The organism is Lachnobacterium bovis, assembly GCF_900111325.1.
GTDB lineage: Bacteria > Bacillota > Clostridia > Lachnospirales > Lachnospiraceae > Roseburia > Roseburia bovis_A.
On the sequence record NZ_FOGW01000004.1, the window covers coordinates 153837 to 173509 of the forward strand.

17 protein-coding genes are annotated in these 19673 nt (G+C 29.9%); 1 reads left to right on the forward strand and 16 read right to left on the reverse strand.

Annotation, left to right across the window (positions count from 1 at the left end; all coding sequences use genetic code 11):
• Positions 1-40 precede the first annotated feature (40 nt).
• The 7 genes from zapA to truA form a co-directional block, all read right to left on the reverse strand.
• Complete coding sequence (gene zapA / locus BMY79_RS00675; RefSeq protein ID WP_022749720.1) at positions 41-2812, reverse strand: cell division protein ZapA; 2772 nt, start codon at positions 2810-2812, stop codon at positions 41-43.
• 243 nt (positions 2813-3055) lie between these two features.
• On the reverse strand, positions 3056-3271 hold the full coding sequence (locus tag BMY79_RS00680) for a hypothetical protein (protein ID WP_022749721.1): 216 nt from the start codon (positions 3269-3271) through the stop codon (positions 3056-3058).
• A 540-nt stretch (positions 3272-3811) separates the two neighbouring features.
• A complete protein-coding gene (locus BMY79_RS00690) occupies positions 3812-5161 on the reverse strand; it encodes a hypothetical protein (protein WP_022749723.1) in 1350 nt (449 codons plus the stop codon).
• Positions 5162-5201: 40 nt separating this feature from the next.
• On the reverse strand, positions 5202-5900 hold the full coding sequence (locus tag BMY79_RS00695) for a LytR/AlgR family response regulator transcription factor (RefSeq protein WP_022749725.1): 699 nt from the start codon (positions 5898-5900) through the stop codon (positions 5202-5204).
• Positions 5901-6030: 130 nt separating this feature from the next.
• The gene (locus BMY79_RS00700; protein WP_022749726.1) at positions 6031-6348 is read right to left on the reverse strand and encodes an AzlD domain-containing protein; all 318 of its coding nucleotides are present in this window, start codon (positions 6346-6348) and stop codon (positions 6031-6033) included.
• Complete coding sequence (locus tag BMY79_RS00705) at positions 6341-7069, reverse strand: AzlC family ABC transporter permease (RefSeq protein ID WP_022749727.1); 729 nt, start codon at positions 7067-7069, stop codon at positions 6341-6343. Before BMY79_RS00705 ends, BMY79_RS00700 begins: the two co-directional genes overlap by 8 nt.
• Complete coding sequence (truA, locus tag BMY79_RS00710; protein WP_022749728.1) at positions 7069-7818, reverse strand: tRNA pseudouridine(38-40) synthase TruA; 750 nt, start codon at positions 7816-7818, stop codon at positions 7069-7071. The genes BMY79_RS00705 and truA overlap by 1 nt, the downstream gene beginning before the upstream one ends.
• 262 nt (positions 7819-8080) lie before the next feature.
• Between truA and BMY79_RS00715 the strand changes: the two genes are divergently transcribed.
• On the forward strand, positions 8081-8731 hold the full coding sequence (locus BMY79_RS00715) for an ECF transporter S component (protein WP_022749730.1): 651 nt from the start codon (positions 8081-8083) through the stop codon (positions 8729-8731).
• 255 nt (positions 8732-8986) lie between these two features.
• On the opposite strand, the gene BMY79_RS00720 is transcribed toward BMY79_RS00715, so the two are convergent.
• The 9 genes from BMY79_RS00720 to BMY79_RS00760 form a co-directional block, all read right to left on the reverse strand.
• Positions 8987-10468 (reverse strand): methyltransferase, encoded by a 1482-nt coding sequence (locus tag BMY79_RS00720; protein ID WP_083383421.1) that lies wholly within the window; start codon positions 10466-10468, stop codon positions 8987-8989.
• Positions 10469-10576: 108 nt separating this feature from the next.
• Entirely contained in the window at positions 10577-11251 is a 675-nt protein-coding gene (locus BMY79_RS00725) for a peptidoglycan recognition protein family protein (protein WP_242941474.1), read from the reverse strand.
• A gap of 31 nt (positions 11252-11282) precedes the next feature.
• Positions 11283-12149, reverse strand: a complete 867-nt coding sequence (gene sdaAA, locus BMY79_RS00730; RefSeq protein ID WP_022749733.1) for an L-serine ammonia-lyase, iron-sulfur-dependent, subunit alpha — start codon at positions 12147-12149, stop codon at positions 11283-11285.
• A gap of 7 nt (positions 12150-12156) precedes the next feature.
• Entirely contained in the window at positions 12157-12825 is a 669-nt protein-coding gene (gene sdaAB / locus BMY79_RS00735) for an L-serine ammonia-lyase, iron-sulfur-dependent subunit beta (RefSeq protein ID WP_027421860.1), read from the reverse strand.
• A gap of 132 nt (positions 12826-12957) precedes the next feature.
• Entirely contained in the window at positions 12958-13986 is a 1029-nt protein-coding gene (locus tag BMY79_RS00740) for a branched-chain amino acid aminotransferase (RefSeq protein ID WP_022749736.1), read from the reverse strand.
• A gap of 125 nt (positions 13987-14111) precedes the next feature.
• Positions 14112-15362 carry a bifunctional folylpolyglutamate synthase/dihydrofolate synthase gene (locus tag BMY79_RS00745; protein WP_074730289.1) on the reverse strand — a complete coding sequence of 417 codons (1251 nt, stop codon included), beginning with the start codon at positions 15360-15362 and terminating at the stop codon, positions 14112-14114.
• Positions 15363-15371: 9 nt separating this feature from the next.
• Complete coding sequence (lepB, locus tag BMY79_RS00750; RefSeq protein WP_074730290.1) at positions 15372-16004, reverse strand: signal peptidase I; 633 nt, start codon at positions 16002-16004, stop codon at positions 15372-15374.
• Between the two features lie 142 nt (positions 16005-16146).
• Complete coding sequence (locus BMY79_RS00755; protein ID WP_074730291.1) at positions 16147-17139, reverse strand: LacI family DNA-binding transcriptional regulator; 993 nt, start codon at positions 17137-17139, stop codon at positions 16147-16149.
• Between the two features lie 181 nt (positions 17140-17320).
• Positions 17321-19219 (reverse strand): PTS sucrose transporter subunit IIABC, encoded by a 1899-nt coding sequence (locus BMY79_RS00760; RefSeq protein WP_022749740.1) that lies wholly within the window; start codon positions 19217-19219, stop codon positions 17321-17323.
• Between the last annotated feature and the right edge of the window lie 454 nt (positions 19220-19673).

Genomic DNA, 19673 nt, shown 5'->3' on the forward strand with positions numbered 1-19673 from the left:
TATGAATGCTCTCTTCATGCAATTAACGATAAAACTTTTTCTAATAATAAAGTTCCTCTTCCATTGTTGCTGCCATTAAACTTCTATAACTTCTTTTTAATTCTTCATTATCTGCTGTGAGTTTATTTATTTTTTCTTGCAAATCTTTAATAATCTTATTAAATTCTGTTTGCTGTCCTTCTTGTTTTTGTGCAACTTCATTATTTACAGTTTGTACCGCATGTAACTTTAAGTTAGCTTCTTCTAGTTGATTTAAAGCATCTTTACCTTTTTTTAGTGTTTCTTCATTTTCTTTTCTCAAATTATGTAATTCTTCCTCTAATTCCATAATTCTTAAATCACTATCATCTTTAGCATTATTAATTGTTTTAACTTCTTTAGAAGCATCAGCTAATTTTTGAGTTGTCTCATTTAATCTATTTTGAGTCATTTCAAGTTCTTGCTCTAGATTACGATTCTTATTAGAATATTCTTTATTCTTATCATCATACTCTTTTACAAGTTCTTCTAATTCTAATATTCTAAAGTCGCTATTGTCTTTTTCATCTTGCAATTTTTTATATTTTTCTTGCTCTTGTTTAATAGCGATATCTTTATTATTCGAAAGTTCATTTAATGCTCTAACATCATTATTAGAAATTTTTAAACTTTCTTTTAGCTGATTTAATTCATGCTGTAAATCTTCTTTTTTAGCATTTGATTCATCTAATCTTCCTTGAGTTTTATCTAAATTACTCTTTAATTCAGTTGCTTTTGACTGAATTGAATTTTTTTCATCTTGTAATGCATTATAGTATTTTTTTGCTTGATCTAATCTATTAGCTAACTCATAGACTGTATCATTTAATCTAGTTTTTTCATTGTTTATGCTATCTTTTTCAGCAGAAAGTTGTTTATACTGTACATCTTTTTCCTTAATATCTTTTTCTAAGGACTTGATGTTTTTCTCACCATCTTCAACTTGAGTATGTAATGCTTTATTCTCAACTTCAAGTTTATTGTATTCTTTCTGTGAGTTTGATAAATCTCTTTTCACAGCGACTAATTCTTTACTTACATCTTCATATCTTTTTTCAGCAAGATTTGCAGCTGTTTTAGCATCTTTAGACGTATTTTCTAATTTATTTACTCTTATTTCAAGATTGTCTTTTAATGCTCTCATTTCACTGAATTCACGATTTACCGTTGCTAAAATATTTTTAGTTGAATTAAGCTCTTTTTCGCTAGATGTTACTCTATCCTTCATAAAAGCTAATTCCTTACCTTTTTCATTTAATTCATCTTTAACAAGTTTAATCTTACCACTTTCACGTCTAGTATCATCTCTTGCTTCATCTAAAGCAGCTGTCAACTCATTAATTGTTTTTTCTTGAGATTCTGTTGTCACTTTAGAACTTCTAAGTTTAGTTTCAACAGCACTAAGTTGCTCTTTTACACTATTTAATTCAAGAGCAGTTGCACTTGATTCTTCAATCAAATTCTCATAATTTTTTGATAAATTATTTCTCTCTACAACAACTGTTTGATGTTTTTCCTGTAAATCTTTTAATTCTTCTTGTAAAAGTAAAACATGATAATCGCTATCATCTTTATAATTTTTGATATCTGCAAGTTCTGTACTCGCACTATCAAAATCTGCTTTTACAGTTTCTAAGTTCTTACTAAGTGTTGCTACTTTTTGTTCTAAATCTGCTTTTGTTTTATTATATGTTTCTGTTAATGTTCTATAATCTTCTTTTAAAGATTTAAGTTCATTTACAGCTTTATTTAAACTTTCTTTTGTTGTATTTAATTCAGTTTTATTCGCATTATTTTGCAATGTTATACTTTCTAATTCTTGATTGCAATCTTTTAAGCTATTAATAGTAGATAATACTTCATCTGATTTAGCCTTTAAATCAACTTCTGTATCATGTAATTTAGCGCGAACATTTGCTAAATTTTGTTCTAGTTCCTTTATGTTCTCAATTTTTTGTTCTTCTGATAGTGTTTTTTCTTGTAATGATTCTTCTGATTTTTTTAGATCCTTTCTTGAAATCTCTAAATCATGTTTAACACCAGATAAATTATTATGTAAATCCTCTATTTTTTCTTTGGCTCTTTGTAATTCACTTTTCAATGTTGAAATATTGGCCTTATTTTTTTCAAGTTCCTTATCGTGATTTACTAATTTTGCATTGCTATCATACAATTCTTTACTTTTCTTTGATAATTCTTCTTGTAAAGAATGTATTTGTTGAGACTTTTTAGTATGCTCTTTCTTACTTTGTTCAAACTGCTCTTCAATAATTCTTCTATCCTTGATAACATCTTCTGCTTTTTTGTTAGACTCATCAAGTTTCTTATGATACTCTTTTACTTCTTCAGTCATTATCTTTAGCTTTTCAAGAGTTTCTTGCAATTTTCCTTTAGTAATATCAAGTTCTTCATTTGTATTTAAAGCCTTGTCTTTTGACTCTTTATAATTTTCTTTTATAAGACCAAGTTGTCCTTCAAGATTTGCAACCATTTCTTCTAATTTTTTCTTTTCGATAGTTGCTGAATTGGCACTTGATTCTTTATCCTTTACTACACCTTCTAAATCTGTAATTTTAGTATATGCCTTAAATAAATCATCTACAATGTTAATTTGAAGCATTACACTTTTAGCATCATTTGGCAACTGCCAATATGCTGAGCTTCCATCTATTTCTGCTAATTTTCTATTTAAATATGCAGCTACTTCCTGCATATATTCTGCACTTTCTGAACCACAAAGGTTATATTTTTTTCCACCAACTGTTATCTCTGTATTAATATTTGAATCTGACACAATTAACTTCCTCCACTATATCTTAAGTACTTAATCCTAAAAATACCCAAGTTACATTATAGCAACTTATAGGGTATAAAAACAACCTAATTTATCTTTTTTCACAAAATAAACACAACTATTCTTTGCCCGCATATAAGTGCATTTAAAAACACTTTTGAAAAAAAAGAAAAGGCCAACTTTCGTCAACCTTTTCTAAAAAAGAGGAAGTCAAAGAATTTACTTCTTGTACTCATATTAAAATTATTTATACTCTTCCGACGTTACACGGTTCTTTTCATACTTACAAACACTTTCAGATTTATACTCATCTAAGTTAGATCTAAAATTGGACCATTTACAACACCAACATTCCTTCATAGGAACTATTGTTCCATGTTCTGGCTCCCAATGTTCGCAAAAATCATCTTCACTTACAACTCTATACCCTTCTTTATCATAACTTACGATTTTTGCCATCCAGCTGTTAACCTCACTTCTCTTATTCGCGTCGTTTGCATCCCCTGTAATGCTGCTGATAATGACTTCCCTTTAGCGACACAACCGACTCGACTTTTCGATTGAACAACAAAGCACTCTTCCTCATTGTTCCAATTCACAATTACGCTATACCCTTTTTTTCTCACTTAGACTCTCCTTTCTTGCTAACCGTGTCAGATGTAGTATCTCCCTAGAAACTACATCCATCACTTCAGCAAAACAATACTTTTTAATGAGCCCTTATGAAAAACTCCTAAAAAGCTCTTCTCTACAGTTTATACTTTACACAATTATCACTTACACTAAACTGTATATATATTTCGAATTTAACCCCCATTAAGTTCGAAATAAACATCAAAATCAACTGTTCTAAAAACACTATATCACAATCTGTGAAGAAATTATTTTTTTGTCGTAAACGCGACCATTTTTGTCGTTAAACGGTTTTTGATTTTTTGTTTTTTATATATTTTGTGCATATAACTGTAATAGGATACTTTTTTTGAAATTATTAAAACATTATACTTTTTTTAAGGATTTTATTGGAACAATTAATTCTGTATAAAATGAATTTTTTGTTTTTATAACCTCATACTTTGCTTTACATTCTATTATGCCGCTAAAAATTTTTTTTAGAATTTCATAATTCTTAGGTGGTATAACATCATTTTCATATAAATAACCTAATTTTTCTTTATTAGTCGATAATTTAGTAAAATAATCTTTTCCATCCTTAAATGCCTCTAAATTACCGCTATTATCCATGCTAATATTTATACTTGAAAATACTTGGTTTAATCCTGCTTTAAACTGCATTCCAACTTTTTTAACCTGAATATTTGTATTGTCAATTTTGATATCTATCCAAACCTTCAATAATGTAGTATCATCTTTTCCTAAAATATGCTCAATATCATTTTCAAGTATCTCAAATGATATCGCCAAGAATTCTACTAATTTATTTATGTTACAAGTTTTTTCTATATAATTGCAAATATCGCAATTTACATTAACTTTATAACATTTGTCTCTTAATTTGTATATATAGTTTTCTATTATATAATTAATATACTCATTTTGAGTATACCTTTCATTGGTATAATCTTGTAATTTATTTTCATCATTATATAATTCACTTAAATATTTATACGCTTCATCCATCTCATCGTTTTGAATATACGTTTCTACCGCATTAATAAATCGTCTCATTTTAGATTCATAAATTTCATTAATATTTCTTAGAAATTGATAATCTACGCTGTATTCTTTCATATTTTCTTCTACATGTTTTTTGAGAAATTCTGATTCTCCTAACAGCTTATTTTTTTCTATGTAATACTTTGTAAATTCATTCTCGATCATTACAGCAAGCAATTGAACTAGTACATATATAAAAGGATATGCACTATTTATTATATTTTTTTCAATATACATGTTGCACCACATAAAAAGAATAGATAACAACAATCCACTACAGCTTGCGATTAATCCATAAAAAATTCCTGCTAAATGTATCGAAATATACGGAAGAATTAATATCCATATCCAAAATGAACTCATTCCTTTATTTCTAAATGCTTCTGTTACAATAAGATAAACAGCTATTATCACACATATTGCAACTGACAAAATCATAGTTACAACTATGTGATTTTGCTTTTTTTTGTATTCATACATTGAAAATAGAATAAGAAGAAATATCGTAGCATTTGAAAAAGTCGACACAATATCATCCTGCAACAAATTCAAAAAAATGAAAAAAGAACACAACGCTTCAATTAAACTTAAAAAAACAATAGTTTTTTCTAGTCTTTTTTCTTTTACAAACGGATATTTCTCTATTTCTCTCAATTGGTTGATACTATACATTATTACAATTCCTCATATATATAAAATCTCTTAAAACAACCTACATAGAATATTTAACAAATAATTCTCCTACCGTCCTATAGGCTCCACGAGGCATAGGAAAAACTTTGCCATCTTCCATCACGATTTCCTTTTTAGATATCTTTAAAATGTATTTAAGATTAATTATCATTTTTCCATTTGGCATATAAAAGAAGTCTTCTTTTATGTTATCCGTTAAGGCCTGCATAGTAATACGAATTAAATGTTCACCATTTTTTTCAAATATCCTCTTATAATGATCTTCTGATGTGATATACATAATATCATCAACTGGTATTTTAACTAAAACACCTGACTCTTTAATTACCAAATAATGTAACTCATCTGATTCAAAAATGCGATCTAACGCGTCATAAAGTTCTTCCTTTAAAAGAGGTTTTTCTAAGTAATGTATAGCCTTTAAACGAAATGCCTCTTTATAGAAACCATCTGATGAAGTTTCAAAAATAATTGCGCCTTTTTCATCTTTTTTACGAATCATTTTAGCTAATTCTATTCCATTAATTTCATCTATGTATATATCTAAAATATATATGTCATATACCTTCTTATCCATTGCATCAAGCAACTCTAAAGACGCACTAAAAGTATCTATTTCCCAATCCATATTTGGATTATCTTCTTTATATTCAGATAATAATGTTATTGCTTCTTTTATCGATTGTTCTTCATCATCACATACTGCTATTTTATACATTCACATTATCCTCACCTATATTATTTGTTCTATTTTTTAAAATAAATAGAAATTTAAAATACTATTCAAAATCTTCACGTATTATATTAGCATAAAAAAATTCATTTGTGCTAATATAGTTTAATATTCATCAAAAAAGCTGTGCCAATTTTGGCAATATATTTACTGCAAAAACTGTTACACAACACATTGTTGCAACAACAAACAAATTTTCAGTAAGATAACTCAATATAACTCCAACTATCATAGCTAATATTCCAGCATATATGTTTTTTGTGGCATATATTATTGCCGGAAAAGTCATAACAGCAAGTGTTACATATGGAACATAATACAAAAACGATTTGACAAATCTATTATGTATATTTTGTTTAAATATCAACATCGGTACACATCTAACTGAATAAATTGTTGCAATCATAATTAATATTGGAATAACGTTACTCATCATCTTCTCCTTTTTCATCTTCTTCAATTGGTCTAATCATAGCTGCTACTGACGCAATTACAATTGTTATAACTATAACTTTAGTTCCCTGTGACATCTTATTAACGATTGGTATATAATCTGAAAGAAAACTTATTATCATCGAAAAAAATACACATATAGCAATATTTATATTTTTCTTTGAAGCCGGAATTATTATTGCTAAAAACATTCCATATATTGCTACTGTAAGAGAAGTGACTATTAGTGGAGGAACAATATCTACAAAAACACAACCTAACACCGTTCCTAATGTCCAACCCGGAATTGACATTAAGGCCGCACCATACGTATAAAACGGATTAACCTTTCCCTCTATAGCACTCGATATTCCAAATATTTCATCTGTAATACAATATGACATAAAAAATCTATGTCGTATTTTTGTTTTTTCTGATATCTTTTGTGATAAGGATGCTCCCATCAAAAAATATCTTAAATTTACAATTATCGTTGTCAAAATCATTTCTACGATTCCCGCTTTTGAAATGATTAACTGTAACGCTGCAAATTCACCCGCTGATGCAACCATTCCTAGCGACATAAATCCAGCTTCTAACAATGATAACTTTGCATTTTTTGCCATTACTCCTAGACTAAATGCTACTGCAAAATATCCCAAACCAATTGGAATTGCATCTTTTAATCCTTTTTTTAACCAATAAACATTTTCATTTTTCATTAGTAGTCAACCTCCACCAAGCACAAACCATTCGCTGGTGCCATAAAACCAGCTTTTTGTCTGTCTTTTGCTTTTAATATTTCTTCAATCTCTTGTGGTTGTATTCTTCCCCAGCCAACTTCTAATAATGTTCCTACTAATATTCTTATCATATTTTGTAAAAAACCATCTCCGTGAAACGTCATGTATATATATGAATCTTTTTGGGTAATTTCTATTTTATCAATGGTTCTAATTGTTGATTTTTTCATTTTTTTATTACCGCAAAAGCTTTTATAATCATTAGTTCCTTTAAGTAATTTAGCTGCCTCATTCATCTTATCTAAATCAGGCATTTTATCTATTACATATAAATATTTTCTATCAAAAACAGGTTTAGTCTCACCACACCAAAGTGTATAACGATAAGTTTTTCCAATTGCATTAAATCTACTATGGAATCTATCTTTGACAATACTTACATCATCAATAGAAATGTCCTCTGGTAAATATTTATTCATATATTCTTGAATTTGTTTTTCAGAGAATTGTGTATCTAAATAAGCATTAGCCGTCATAGAAATAGCAGAAACCCCTGCATCAGTTCTTCCTGCACCTATTACTGTAATTGGCTCATCTTCATTTTTATTAGTCATTCTCATCAATAGAGTTTCTAATTTTCCTTGAATTGTATTTAACGTATTTTTTTGGTGTTGCCACCCATTGTATTTTGTACCATCATATCTTATTTTGAATCTATAATTTTTCATGTATCTTATCCTTTAAAAAATCATTTAATTTACACTTTAGTTTAGCACATTACAAAATTAAATAACATAATTTTTTTTGTTTTTTTCGTACATTTGTATTTTTTGTTTAAGCTAAACAATTTCAGCTCTTGTTTATTCATTTTTTTTATGCTAATATATGCCTTGTACGTTGTATTTTTTTTTGCGTAATGGAAAAATTTTACAATTAAACACTCAAATTTTAGTTTTATAAGTTAGCTTAATGCTAACACGGGAGGAATTTATGGATAATATGTTACAAAATGGTTCACGTATAGCGAATCAACCAAAAGAAAATTCTAAGAAAGTATTGACACTTGTTCAAACAGCTTTAATGATGGGTATAATTGTTGTTATGGCCTTTACACCATTAGGTTACATTAACCTACCAGGTCTATCAATTACATTCTTAACTGTACCTGTAGCTATTGCTGCTATCATCATTGGACCAACTGCAGGATTTCTTTGCGGATTAACTTTTGGTCTTACAAGTTTTTCAATGGGATTAATGGGATCTAGCCCATTTTCAACAGCATTATTAAATTTAAATTTTGTTGGATTTTTTATAACAACAATTGTAACTCGCTCACTTGTTGGACTATTTACTGGCTTAATTTTTAGACTACTTTGTAAACTTAAAATTAATAAAAACATAAAGGTTGCTATAGCATGCCTTTCATGTCCATTACTTAATACACTTTTATTTATGAGTTCACTTGTTATTTTTTACTACAATACAAACTATGTTCAAGGTTTTGTAAAAGCTGGTCATTTTGCTAATCCATTCGCTTTCGTAATTGGATTCGTTGGTATTCAAGGTGCTATTGAAGCAGGCGTTTGTACAGTTTTTGCTACTGCCATTTCTCTAGTTTTAAAACAAGTTTTAAAGAAATAAAATAAATTTTTAATTATACAATTATTTAGGATAATTCTTTAAAGTCATAATAAAAATTTAAGTTTATTTATATAAAATAAAAACTCCGTACTAAATATTATTTAAAATGTCAAGTACGGAGTTTTTCTTATATATTTTTATATATTTTTATATATTTTATAATATAACTTCATATATATTTTATTACATAACTTCATATATATTTTATAATATAACTTCATATATATTTTATAATATAACTTCATATATATTTTATTACATAACTACAGCTAACACTACAACATGATAATCTGATCTATCCTGCATAGGGACATCCTGTAAAAGTCTATATTCTCTATGGAATCTAAGATGTTTCTTTAATAAGCCAATCTCATTTGTATACATTACAATTATACCGTTTCTTGTAAGAACTTCTCTTGATTTTTCAAGGAATTTACCATAAAGGAAATCTAAATCACGTCTAGTAACGCGTTGTGTTCTCGCTGGCATATTTGTAATGATTTCATCAAATAAATAATCATGTCTAAAATCAAAATAATTTCTATTAATAAAATTGATTCTCTCTTTTGCTAAAAATGCATTCTCTCTTGCAAATTCGATTGCCTGGCCATATACATCTATACCATACATTTCTCTTGCAAAAACATTTTTAGTTCTTTCAATAAGCATTGTTCCAACTCCACAGAATGGATCAAGAATTTGTGCTTCATTTTTAAGATATCTTTCTGCAATCTTCATTACTAAAGCTGCAGTTGAAGGATGGATTGATGTTGAAATAGAATTTTTTCTATAATCAAATCTTCTATCTTTAAGTGTATAGAACTTACATGATGGATAGTATTTTCCTTCAGCAGTTCCAATCAATCTAATTTCAATTTCATAATCACTACTAGAATTAACTAATCTATTCTTTGATAATTTTTCTAGTTCAGTACCAAATTTTCTAATGAATTGACCTCTTTCGTCAACATTCATTTGATTTCTTAATTCTACTCTAAAATAATAATCTTCTGGTCCTTCATGATATTTATTAATAAAATCATAAATTCCAGACTCCCAAAGCATTATAGCAGCTTCTTTTGGATCCTCTGGTAATAAAGATTTTAATCCTAATGGGAATAAAACTTCTCTATATGTTCTATTTTCAAGTAATTCACCTAAATCTGTAGTTTCTGCTAAGACTCCAAGAGGATGGATTCCTGTTCTTACATTTCCAAGTGTCTGTTTTAGAATTGATCTAACGCCACGATTGCATGTTAAAACAACTTTAGTTTTATCTTCCTTTACAACAAATTTATGTCTTGTGATTCCTTGATATCTAATTATAATTTTTCTTAAAGCAGCAATCTCATTATTAATATGCTTTTCATTCTCAGGTTCTACCTGCTCATGTAATTTTGCATCTAAAATATCAATAAGATCAGGTATCTTATCTTCAACATTTAACTTATTTAGTGCAACTAAATAATGAGATTTTACGAATAAAATCTGCTCTTTCACATACGCATCATAAATAGCATCTTTTGCTTCTTGAAGCTCTAAATCACCTAATAATAATGCAGCATTTTTTCTACTTTTAGGATCTTCATCTTTCAAAAATTGAGTTATATCTTCTATATTATTTATTAACTCTTTTAAATGTTCTTTGTTTTCTTCTTCTTTGACAAATTTTCTTAATGAACTAAGATTTTCTCTTACATTTTCTTTTTCTAATAATTTCTTATATGTATTCTCCAATATTCTACGCCATCTTTACGCTAAGATGGACTCTCCTTTCTTTACGTGCTAGGCATAACACATAACAATGGCTTGATATGTCATTATACTACTCTTTCTATCGGCAATTTACTCTGCTGTTTTCACACCATTTTTGTCTATATATTCTTGCACGTCATTTTTGAATTTTTCCCATGCTTTTGGATGTTCGACAAAATATTTTGGACAAATTTTACCTGTAATATCATAATGTCTTATTATATCCTCACATGACAATTTATATCTTCCCACTAGCCAAGCAGTGAGTTGTACAACTGATTTATATGTTTTTTTGTTAAATTTCCCCGTATTATCTTCTATACAACACTCTATTGAAATAGTATCTTTATTACGACTATTAGACGCATACGATATTTCTTTGCAAGGTATGCATTGCACTATCTCTCCTTCTAATCCAACAATAAAATGTGAACTTGCCTTTGTTTTCTTAGAATATTGCAATCCATTAAAATAATCTCTGTTTTTAATAGCCGAAGTCCCAGGATTAGCTGTGTAATGAATCACTATACCATTTACTTTTTTTAATGGTATCTGTGGTCGCGAATATGGATTTGGATTAAGTAATACAACTTGAATCGGTGGTCTATCGCCTATCACTTTATCTGGAATATTCTTTTTATTGAACATTTTAAAAAACAAAAATCCACCAATCACCAATATCACTAACACTAATGTTACTAAACCTATTAATTTTTTATTATTTCTATACTCTAAAAATCTTTCCCTATTATCTTTAATAAACACAACCTACTCAACCCCTTTTAATATAATTTTCTTAAAAAGAAATCTTTTCTTTAATAGCTACACCTGTTGGAGTTGCTGCCAATCCACCTTTACCAGTTTCTTTAATGTCATCCGGAAGACTCTTTCCAATTGTTCTCATGGCATCGAAAACTTCATCTGGTGGAATTTTGCTCTCAATTCCTGCAAATGCCATATCTGATGCAGTCATAGCATTAACCGCACCTATTACATTTCTTTTTACACATGGAACTTCTACTAAACCTGCAACCGGATCACATGCTAAACCTAAAAGACTCTTCATCGCAAGTGCTGCGGCATGTGCAATCATATTACCATCTCCACCTCTTAAGTAACATAAAGCACCAGCTGCCATAGATGATGCCGATCCAATCTCTGCCTGACATCCACCAGCTGCACCAGCTAAAAATGCTCGACTTGCAATTACTTCACCAATTCCTGCCGCCACATACATAGCCTTAGTCATCTCATCATCACTATAACCTAACTTTTCCTGAGCTGTAATAAAAACAGCTGGAATTACTCCACAAGATCCGGCAGTTGGTGCGGCTACTATTCTTTTCATACATGCATTAGATTCTGCCATTTTAACAGCTCTTTCCATGACTTTTCCTATGAAATCTCCACAGATTAAATCACCTTTTTCACATGCATCTTTTAATTTTTTGCCATCTGTTCCAACTAAACCACTTTGTGAAAACAATTTATCATTGTAGTTTTTGTCAGCTTCTTTCATTACTTTATAAAGGTTAGCCATTTTAGCAAATGATTGTTCTTTTGACATATTATTTTCTTTACAATCGTCGTTTTGGATACATTCCCAAAAAGGAATATTATCTTTTTTTTCACATTCTATTATCTTAGCAATTGATTCAAACATATATAAATTAATCCTCCATACTAAGGTAAGTTACCCTTAAAATTCCACTCATATAACGTAAATACGAAATAATATGTTCTGGTACCTCACTATCACATTCAATGACCATTACAGCATTTCCACCGGTTCTACTTTTTCGATATAATTGCATTGTCGCCAAATTAATATTTTCGTGAGCCAAAAGCGAAGTAACTTCTGTAACATGTCCTGGTTTATCTACATTATGTACAATAAGTGTAGGATAATCTCCACAAAAATTAACCTGTATTCCGTCTAATTCATTAACTTGAATTCGACCACCACCTATTGAAGATGCAATTATCTCTAAAGGTTTAACATCCTTATCACCTGACAATACTAATTTAACAGTATTAGGATGAACATCGCCTAAATCTATTCCCGAAAAGGAAAATTTAACTCCCTTATCCTTAGCTATTTCAAAACTCTTAGGTATATTTTCATCATCAACCTTCATACCTAATAAACCTGCTAAAAGGGCTTTATCTGTTCCGTGTCCTTTTCCTGTATCTAAGAAAGATCCTGAAAAGAAAATCTTTGCTTCTTTAATTTCTTTTCCAAATAACCTTCTTGAAATAAGACCAATTCTAACTGCTCCTGCAGTATGCGAGCTAGATGGTCCAACCATAACAGGTCCAATTATATCAAAAATATTCATTCCATGCTCCTTGATAATTAAACTTATTTCTCTTTTATAGCTTATATATTATAGCACAAAAATAGGATAGATTCCGAACAAATTCAAAATCTATCCTAAATATTATATTAAAACTTATTCTTTATAATTATTTTATTCTGAAATCACTTTAATCCATCCTTCTGGTGCTTCTAATTTTCCTTGTTGAATACCAGTTAATGTATCATAAATTTTCTTCATCTGTGGTCCCATTTCATCCATTCCTGAAGGGAAACAAATTTCATCTCCATGATCATAAATCTTTCCTACTGGAGATATTACAGCTGCTGTACCACAAAGTCCGCACTCTGCGAAATCTTTAAGTTCACTTAAGTATACTTCTCTATGTTCAACTTTCATTCCAAGAATATGTTCACACACGTACATAATTGAACGTCTTGTAATTGAAGGTAAAATACTATCTGATTTAGGTGTAACTACAGTTCCATCTTTTGTGATGAAAATCATATTTGCTCCACCTGTTTCTTCTACTTTTGTTCTTGTTGCAGGATCTAAATAAAGATTTTCTGCAAATCCTTCTTCATGTGCCTTAACAATTGGATATAAACTCATTGCATAATTAAGTCCAGCTTTAATATTACCTGTTCCATGTGGAGCTGCTCTATCATAATCAGAGACTTTAATAGTGATTGGTTTAGCTCCTCCTTTAAAATATGGTCCTACAGGTGTTACAAAAATACGGAATTGATATTCATCTGCAGGTTTAACACCAATTACTGGATTAGTCGCTATCATGAAAGGTCTAATATATAGTGTTGCGCCTGAACCATATGGTGGAACCCATGCTTCATTTGCCTTTACTACTTCTTCAACAGCTTTTACAAAACGATCTTCTGGAAAAACTGGCATCTCAAGTCTTCTTGCGGAGTCAGCCATACGTTTTGCATTAAGATCTGGTCTAAAGCATACAATCTTGCCATCCTCTGTTGTATATGCTTTTAATCCTTCAAAACAACATTGAGCATATTGAAAAATTCCTGCACACTCATTAAGTGTAATATTTGCATCAGTTGTTACTTTTCCATCATCCCATTTTCCATCTTTATAATTTGATACATATCTATATTCTGTTGTCATGTATCCAAAACCAAGATTTTGCCAATCTAGATTCTTTTTTTCCATTAGCTATTCCTCCTACTCTAAGTTAAATTTAAATTTATTCTATTACTTTATTTTATATTTGTCTACACGTTTTAGAATATTTTGTTATAGTATTATATTATAAATGATATAACAAAATGTAATATCTACCATAGCTTTTTGATATCGCCTATAAAATAAAGTGATCCTAACGCAATATTTTTTGCATCATCTAAAAGATTATTTTTAATATCCCTAATTTCATTTAGCGTGCATGCGTTAATCCCTAATTCATTGATGTAATTTTTTAAATTTTCATTCTGCAATGCCCTAGAACTATCTGGTGTGATTGTCTTAAAATCTATTGCTAGCGGCGCTAAAAGCTTAACCATTTCTTCATAATCTTTGTCAGCTAAAACTCCCATTATAAAATGAAATTTTTCTCCCGGATATAAATTTCTTAAACTATCACATAAAGCTTCAACTCCGTTAGAATTATGTGCACCATCAATCATGAAGAATGGTTCTTTTTGTAAAATTTCCATTCTACCTTCCCAAGTTGCATTAGCAATACCACGCTTTATAGCATTATCTATTTTTATATTATCTTTTGCTGGAAAATCAATTCTCTCGAATACCTTTTGACATATCTTCTTAGCTGTAGCAATATTTTCAAGCTGATATTCTCCTATCATTGTTCTTTTATAATTTTTTATTTCTTCAATATCAACCTTATTAACTATATCAAACTCTTTTACTTTTTTCTCTTTTGCAGCTGTTTTTAAAACTTCTAAAGCTTCATTTTCTTGCATCTGTGAAACAACAATCGTATCCTCTTTAAATATTCCTGCTTTCGAGGATGCGATCTCAGCTAAAGTATTTCCTAATATTTGCATATGATCATAACCTATTTTTGTTATACCACATACAAGTGGAGTTCCAATGGCATTTGTTGAATCGTAGGTTCCACCTAAACCTGTTTCAATTACTGCAACATCAACTTGTTGTTCTTTAAAATATAAAATTGCCATAACAAGACAATAATCAAACATTGTTAATCCTACTTGAAAATCAGTATCTATAAGCAATTTTCCTAGTCTTGCCACATCTTCTTTAGAAATATATTTACCATTAATTCTTATTCTTTCCTCAAAATCGATTAAATGTGGCGATGTAAAAAGTCCAACCTTTAACCCACTTTCCATTAAAATATTTGAAACTACGGATGCTGTTGAACCTTTTCCGTTTGTTCCCGCAATATGTATAAATTTTAAATTCTTTTGTGGATTAGATAACTTTTCTAATACTTTTTTGGTTATTGTAACACCATAATCATTTCCAAATCTTCGACTATTTTCTATTTTATTAACAACATCTTTATATGTTTTGATGTCACATTGATGTTTTGATGTTTCCATAAATCTTACCTACTTATTCAATAAATTTTCAAATCCCTTGTAATATTTTACAATTGCTCTTCCTATAATTTTATCCTTATGAACATACGAAAATTTCTTAGCTTCCTTTTCATTTCTAGCCTTTCCCTCTCGAAAAGCGATTTCTGCCCACTCTCTAGCATCACTTGACCCATTTCGATTATCACCTAACATCAAGTATGAATCGTTTGGAACCTTAAATGTGATTTTATCATTTTTATATGTCCATTTTTCTTTTAAATAAGTTTCTTTTAGAGGTTTTTTGGAATCATTGATATATATATTTCCTTTTTTTATTGTTACTTTTTCTCCAGGAAGTCCTATAACTCTCTTGATATATAGTTCACTTTCATCTACCGGAAATTTAAAAATAACAATATCTCCTCTATTAGGTTTTGAAAAAATATACGACAATCTAAAACCTATTAATCGACTGTCTGTCATTATTGTATTTTCCATCGAACCTGATGGGATAGTTGCATTAATTATTATAAATTTATTAATAAATACGACAATGAATATTACAATTGCTATTGTTTTAATCCACGACCATACTTCTTGCATCACTGTCACATTTTCTTCATTTTCTTTTTTAGAATTAGAATCATTTTTTAATTTATCCATTACCTTCTCCTTTCAAGTCACTACATTCATTATATACTTTACTTTAAACCTTGTACAGATAAAAAATAACCCCATTTACTACAATAATCTCCTTGTTTTTTAGATTTTATTATAGTTAAATGAGGTTATTTTATAAATTAGTTTAGCCACATTGTGTTGAATTTCTCTCAACAATTTCATATCCCATTTTTATTTCTAAAAGCTTACTCTTATCATTATCCTTTCTTCTCATTAGTGATAAAAGTTGTTTAGCAGCCTTTACTCCACTTTCTTCAAAGAAATATCTAACTGTCGTAAGCTCTGGGCTAACCATATCCGAAAAATTAGAATCACCATGCCCTGCAACTAAAATATCATTTGGAATTATTTTTTTACAATCTTTTATATACTTGTATACTCCAAGTGCAATTGTATCTGTCGCACATATAAATGCATCAATATCAGGATTTTTTTCCAAAAGAGCCTTTGCCCCCTCTTCTCCAGCTTTTCGGCTAAAATCTCCAATATAATATTCCATATGAGCATTATTATTTTCCTTAATTGCCTGGCAAAATCCATCATGTCTATTTTTTCCCGCTGAAATATCTCGTTCCGTTACACCAATATATGCTATGTTTTTTCGACCTTTTGATAAAATCAAATTAGTTAATTCTTTAGTTGCATTAAAATCATCATGATAAATACTGCATACGCCTCTAAAATCCTGCCCAACAACGACTACCGGTACACCAATTTTTTTAATAAGTTCATGATGTTTTGGCGTATCAATTGTTGCAATAAATATTACTCCATCTACTTGATTTTGATCGAATGATTTTAAATATTCTAATTCTTTTTCAACTTCATTTTGCGTATCTGCTAAAATACATTTATATCCGCTATCATTTAATACACTTAAAATACCATTTATAACATGTCCTAACGCTGAAGATGCTAATTTAGGCATTATGATACCAATCATTTTTGTTTTTTTAGTTCTTAGTGTTTGTGCTTGAAGTAATGGCTTATATCCTGTTTCTTCTACAACTCTTTTTATAGCTTCTTTTTTTTCATCTGATAAGTATCCATCGTTAAAATAACGGGAAACCGCTGCTCTAGAAACACCAGCTAATTCTGCGATTTCTCTAATATTCATTAATTCTTTTCCTCCAATCCTTTATTTCTATATAATAAATTACAATAAAAATCGGATGATGTCCAACCACCATCCGATTTTATATATTTTAAAAAAGTTTAAGTCATTATTTATATCACGATTTTTACTATCCAAACACTAGTAATTTCAAACGCAATCTTCAATATTTATTTTTCAAAAATTAGCTTGCAACGATAACTTCTGTACCTTTTTCAACTGCTCCTAATTTTTTAACTTCAAAGTTATTATACTGATCGCTGTTTGTAACTAATACAGCTACTGTTGGATTATATCCTGCTGATTTAATTGTGTTAGGATTAAAACGGATTAATTCCTGCCCTTTTTTAACACTTTCACCATTTTTAACTAATGCTTCGAAACCTTCACCATTCATTTTAACAGTGTCAACACCGATGTGCATTAATAATTCAATATTTTTAGGTCCAACCATTGCTACTGCATGTTTTGTATCCTGTACATCTACAACCTGACCATCACATGGTGCAACTAATACACCTTCTGAAGGAATGATACCAACACCATTTCCTAAAACTCCTGATGCAAATGTCTGATCTGGGATGTTTTCTCTAGCTACCACTTCACCTGTTACTGGTGCTTCGATAACTGCTTCTGCCATTTCTACTGCTACTGGAACTGGCTGTGTTTTGTTTCCATCTTCTTCTGCTACTTGTTCTTTATCTTCTCTCCAGAATGTCATTGTTCCTACGAAAGCAATACCACCTGAGATTGCTAACATAATTGTATATAATAATGGTTTGTTAATTGTTAAGTATCCTGGGATACCTGTTACACCGTAAGCTGTTGCTCCTAATCCAACGATTGAACCGAATGCTGATGCACAAGCACCACCAACCATAGCGCAAACGAATGGAGTCATTAATCTTAAGTTAACACCGAAAATAGCTGGTTCTGTAATACCAAGTGAAGCTGATGCTGATGCTGGTACTGCAAGAGATTTTCTCTTTTTGCTAATTGTTTTGAAACCTACTGCAAGACATGCACCAAACTGTGCGAAGTTTGCAGCTGATGCGATTGGCATCCAAATATTTAAGTGTTCTTTACTAGCAAGTAAACCTGCTTCAATTACGTTGTACATATGATGTAAGCCCATTACTACTGTTACTGGGTAGAATAATCCGGCGATGAATGCACCAATACCGAATTTTAATTTAATTACTTCTTTGATACCTTCTAATAATAATGATTCTGCTGTTGAGAATACTGGTCCAATAAACATAAATGTAATCAATGCTGTTGAAAGTACTGTTACAAGTGGAACGATAAATAAGTCTAACATTTCAGGTACGATTTCATGTAATTTTTTCTCAATTTTACTCATTAAGTAAATAGCGATAACTACTGGAATAACGTGTCCTTGATAACCAAGTTTATTAATCTGTCCTAAGTAATAACCATTTGTTATACGAACTTTACCAAATAAATACCAATGTCCGTATCCCTCTGCTGCATTCCAACCATTTACTAAGTTAGGATGGATCATTAATAAACCAACTACACCACCAAGGAAAATATTTCCACCAAATACTCTAGCTGCTGATACAGCAATGATAACTGGTAAGAATACGAATGCTGTGTTTGCTACCATATCTAAGAACTCAAACCATGGTGATCCTGCGAAATGTAAAGCTTCGATCTTAGCTAAAGCTTCTACAAGTCCCATCATTAAACCTGAAGCAACGATTGCTGGTAAGATAGGTACGAATACGTCACCTAAAGTTTTAATCATTCTCTTGAAAATTGGCTGTTTCTGAGCTGCTGCTGCTTTAACATCATCTTTTGTTGCTGCAGACATTCCACTCAATGAAAGGAACTCATCATATACTTTGTTAACTGTTCCTGTTCCGATGATGATCTGTAATTGACCACTATTTTCAAATACGCCCTTAACACCATCAATATTTTCTAATACTCTGACATCTACATTACTGTTATCTACAGTAACAAGTCTTAATCTTGTAGCACAGTGTGCTGCACTTACTAGGTTTTCTCTTCCGCCAACTGCTGTTAAAATTTCACTGGCACATTTTCTGTAATCCATTGTCCTAGCCTCCTCTTTCTTTCCTCTTTGTTTTGTTTTTTTATTTTTTTAATTTCACGTCTTACTCGTGTGAAACCGTTTTCATTTGATATACTTATTATAGCATGTTTATAATTTGTGTAAATTGACATATGTTCCAATATTAAAACCTGTTTTTTGTGCATATTTATGAAACCGTTTACACACTGATTTTAGGGCATTTGTAGACTTTTATAACATGTAATTATAGTGTGTCTGAAATTAGTTTCATTTTATTTATAGTATATATCATTTTGGCGAAAATTTTATGATTTAGTGTGAAATTGTATGAAATGTATTTCAGTTTTACTCAATTCAAATACAAAAAGGTATCGTGCAATATGTTCAAAAGTACTAACCTTAATTTAGTAAATTTGCTAGTTGGAAATATTGACGATACCTTTATCTATTTTGTCTAATTATTTCTTGTTTATTT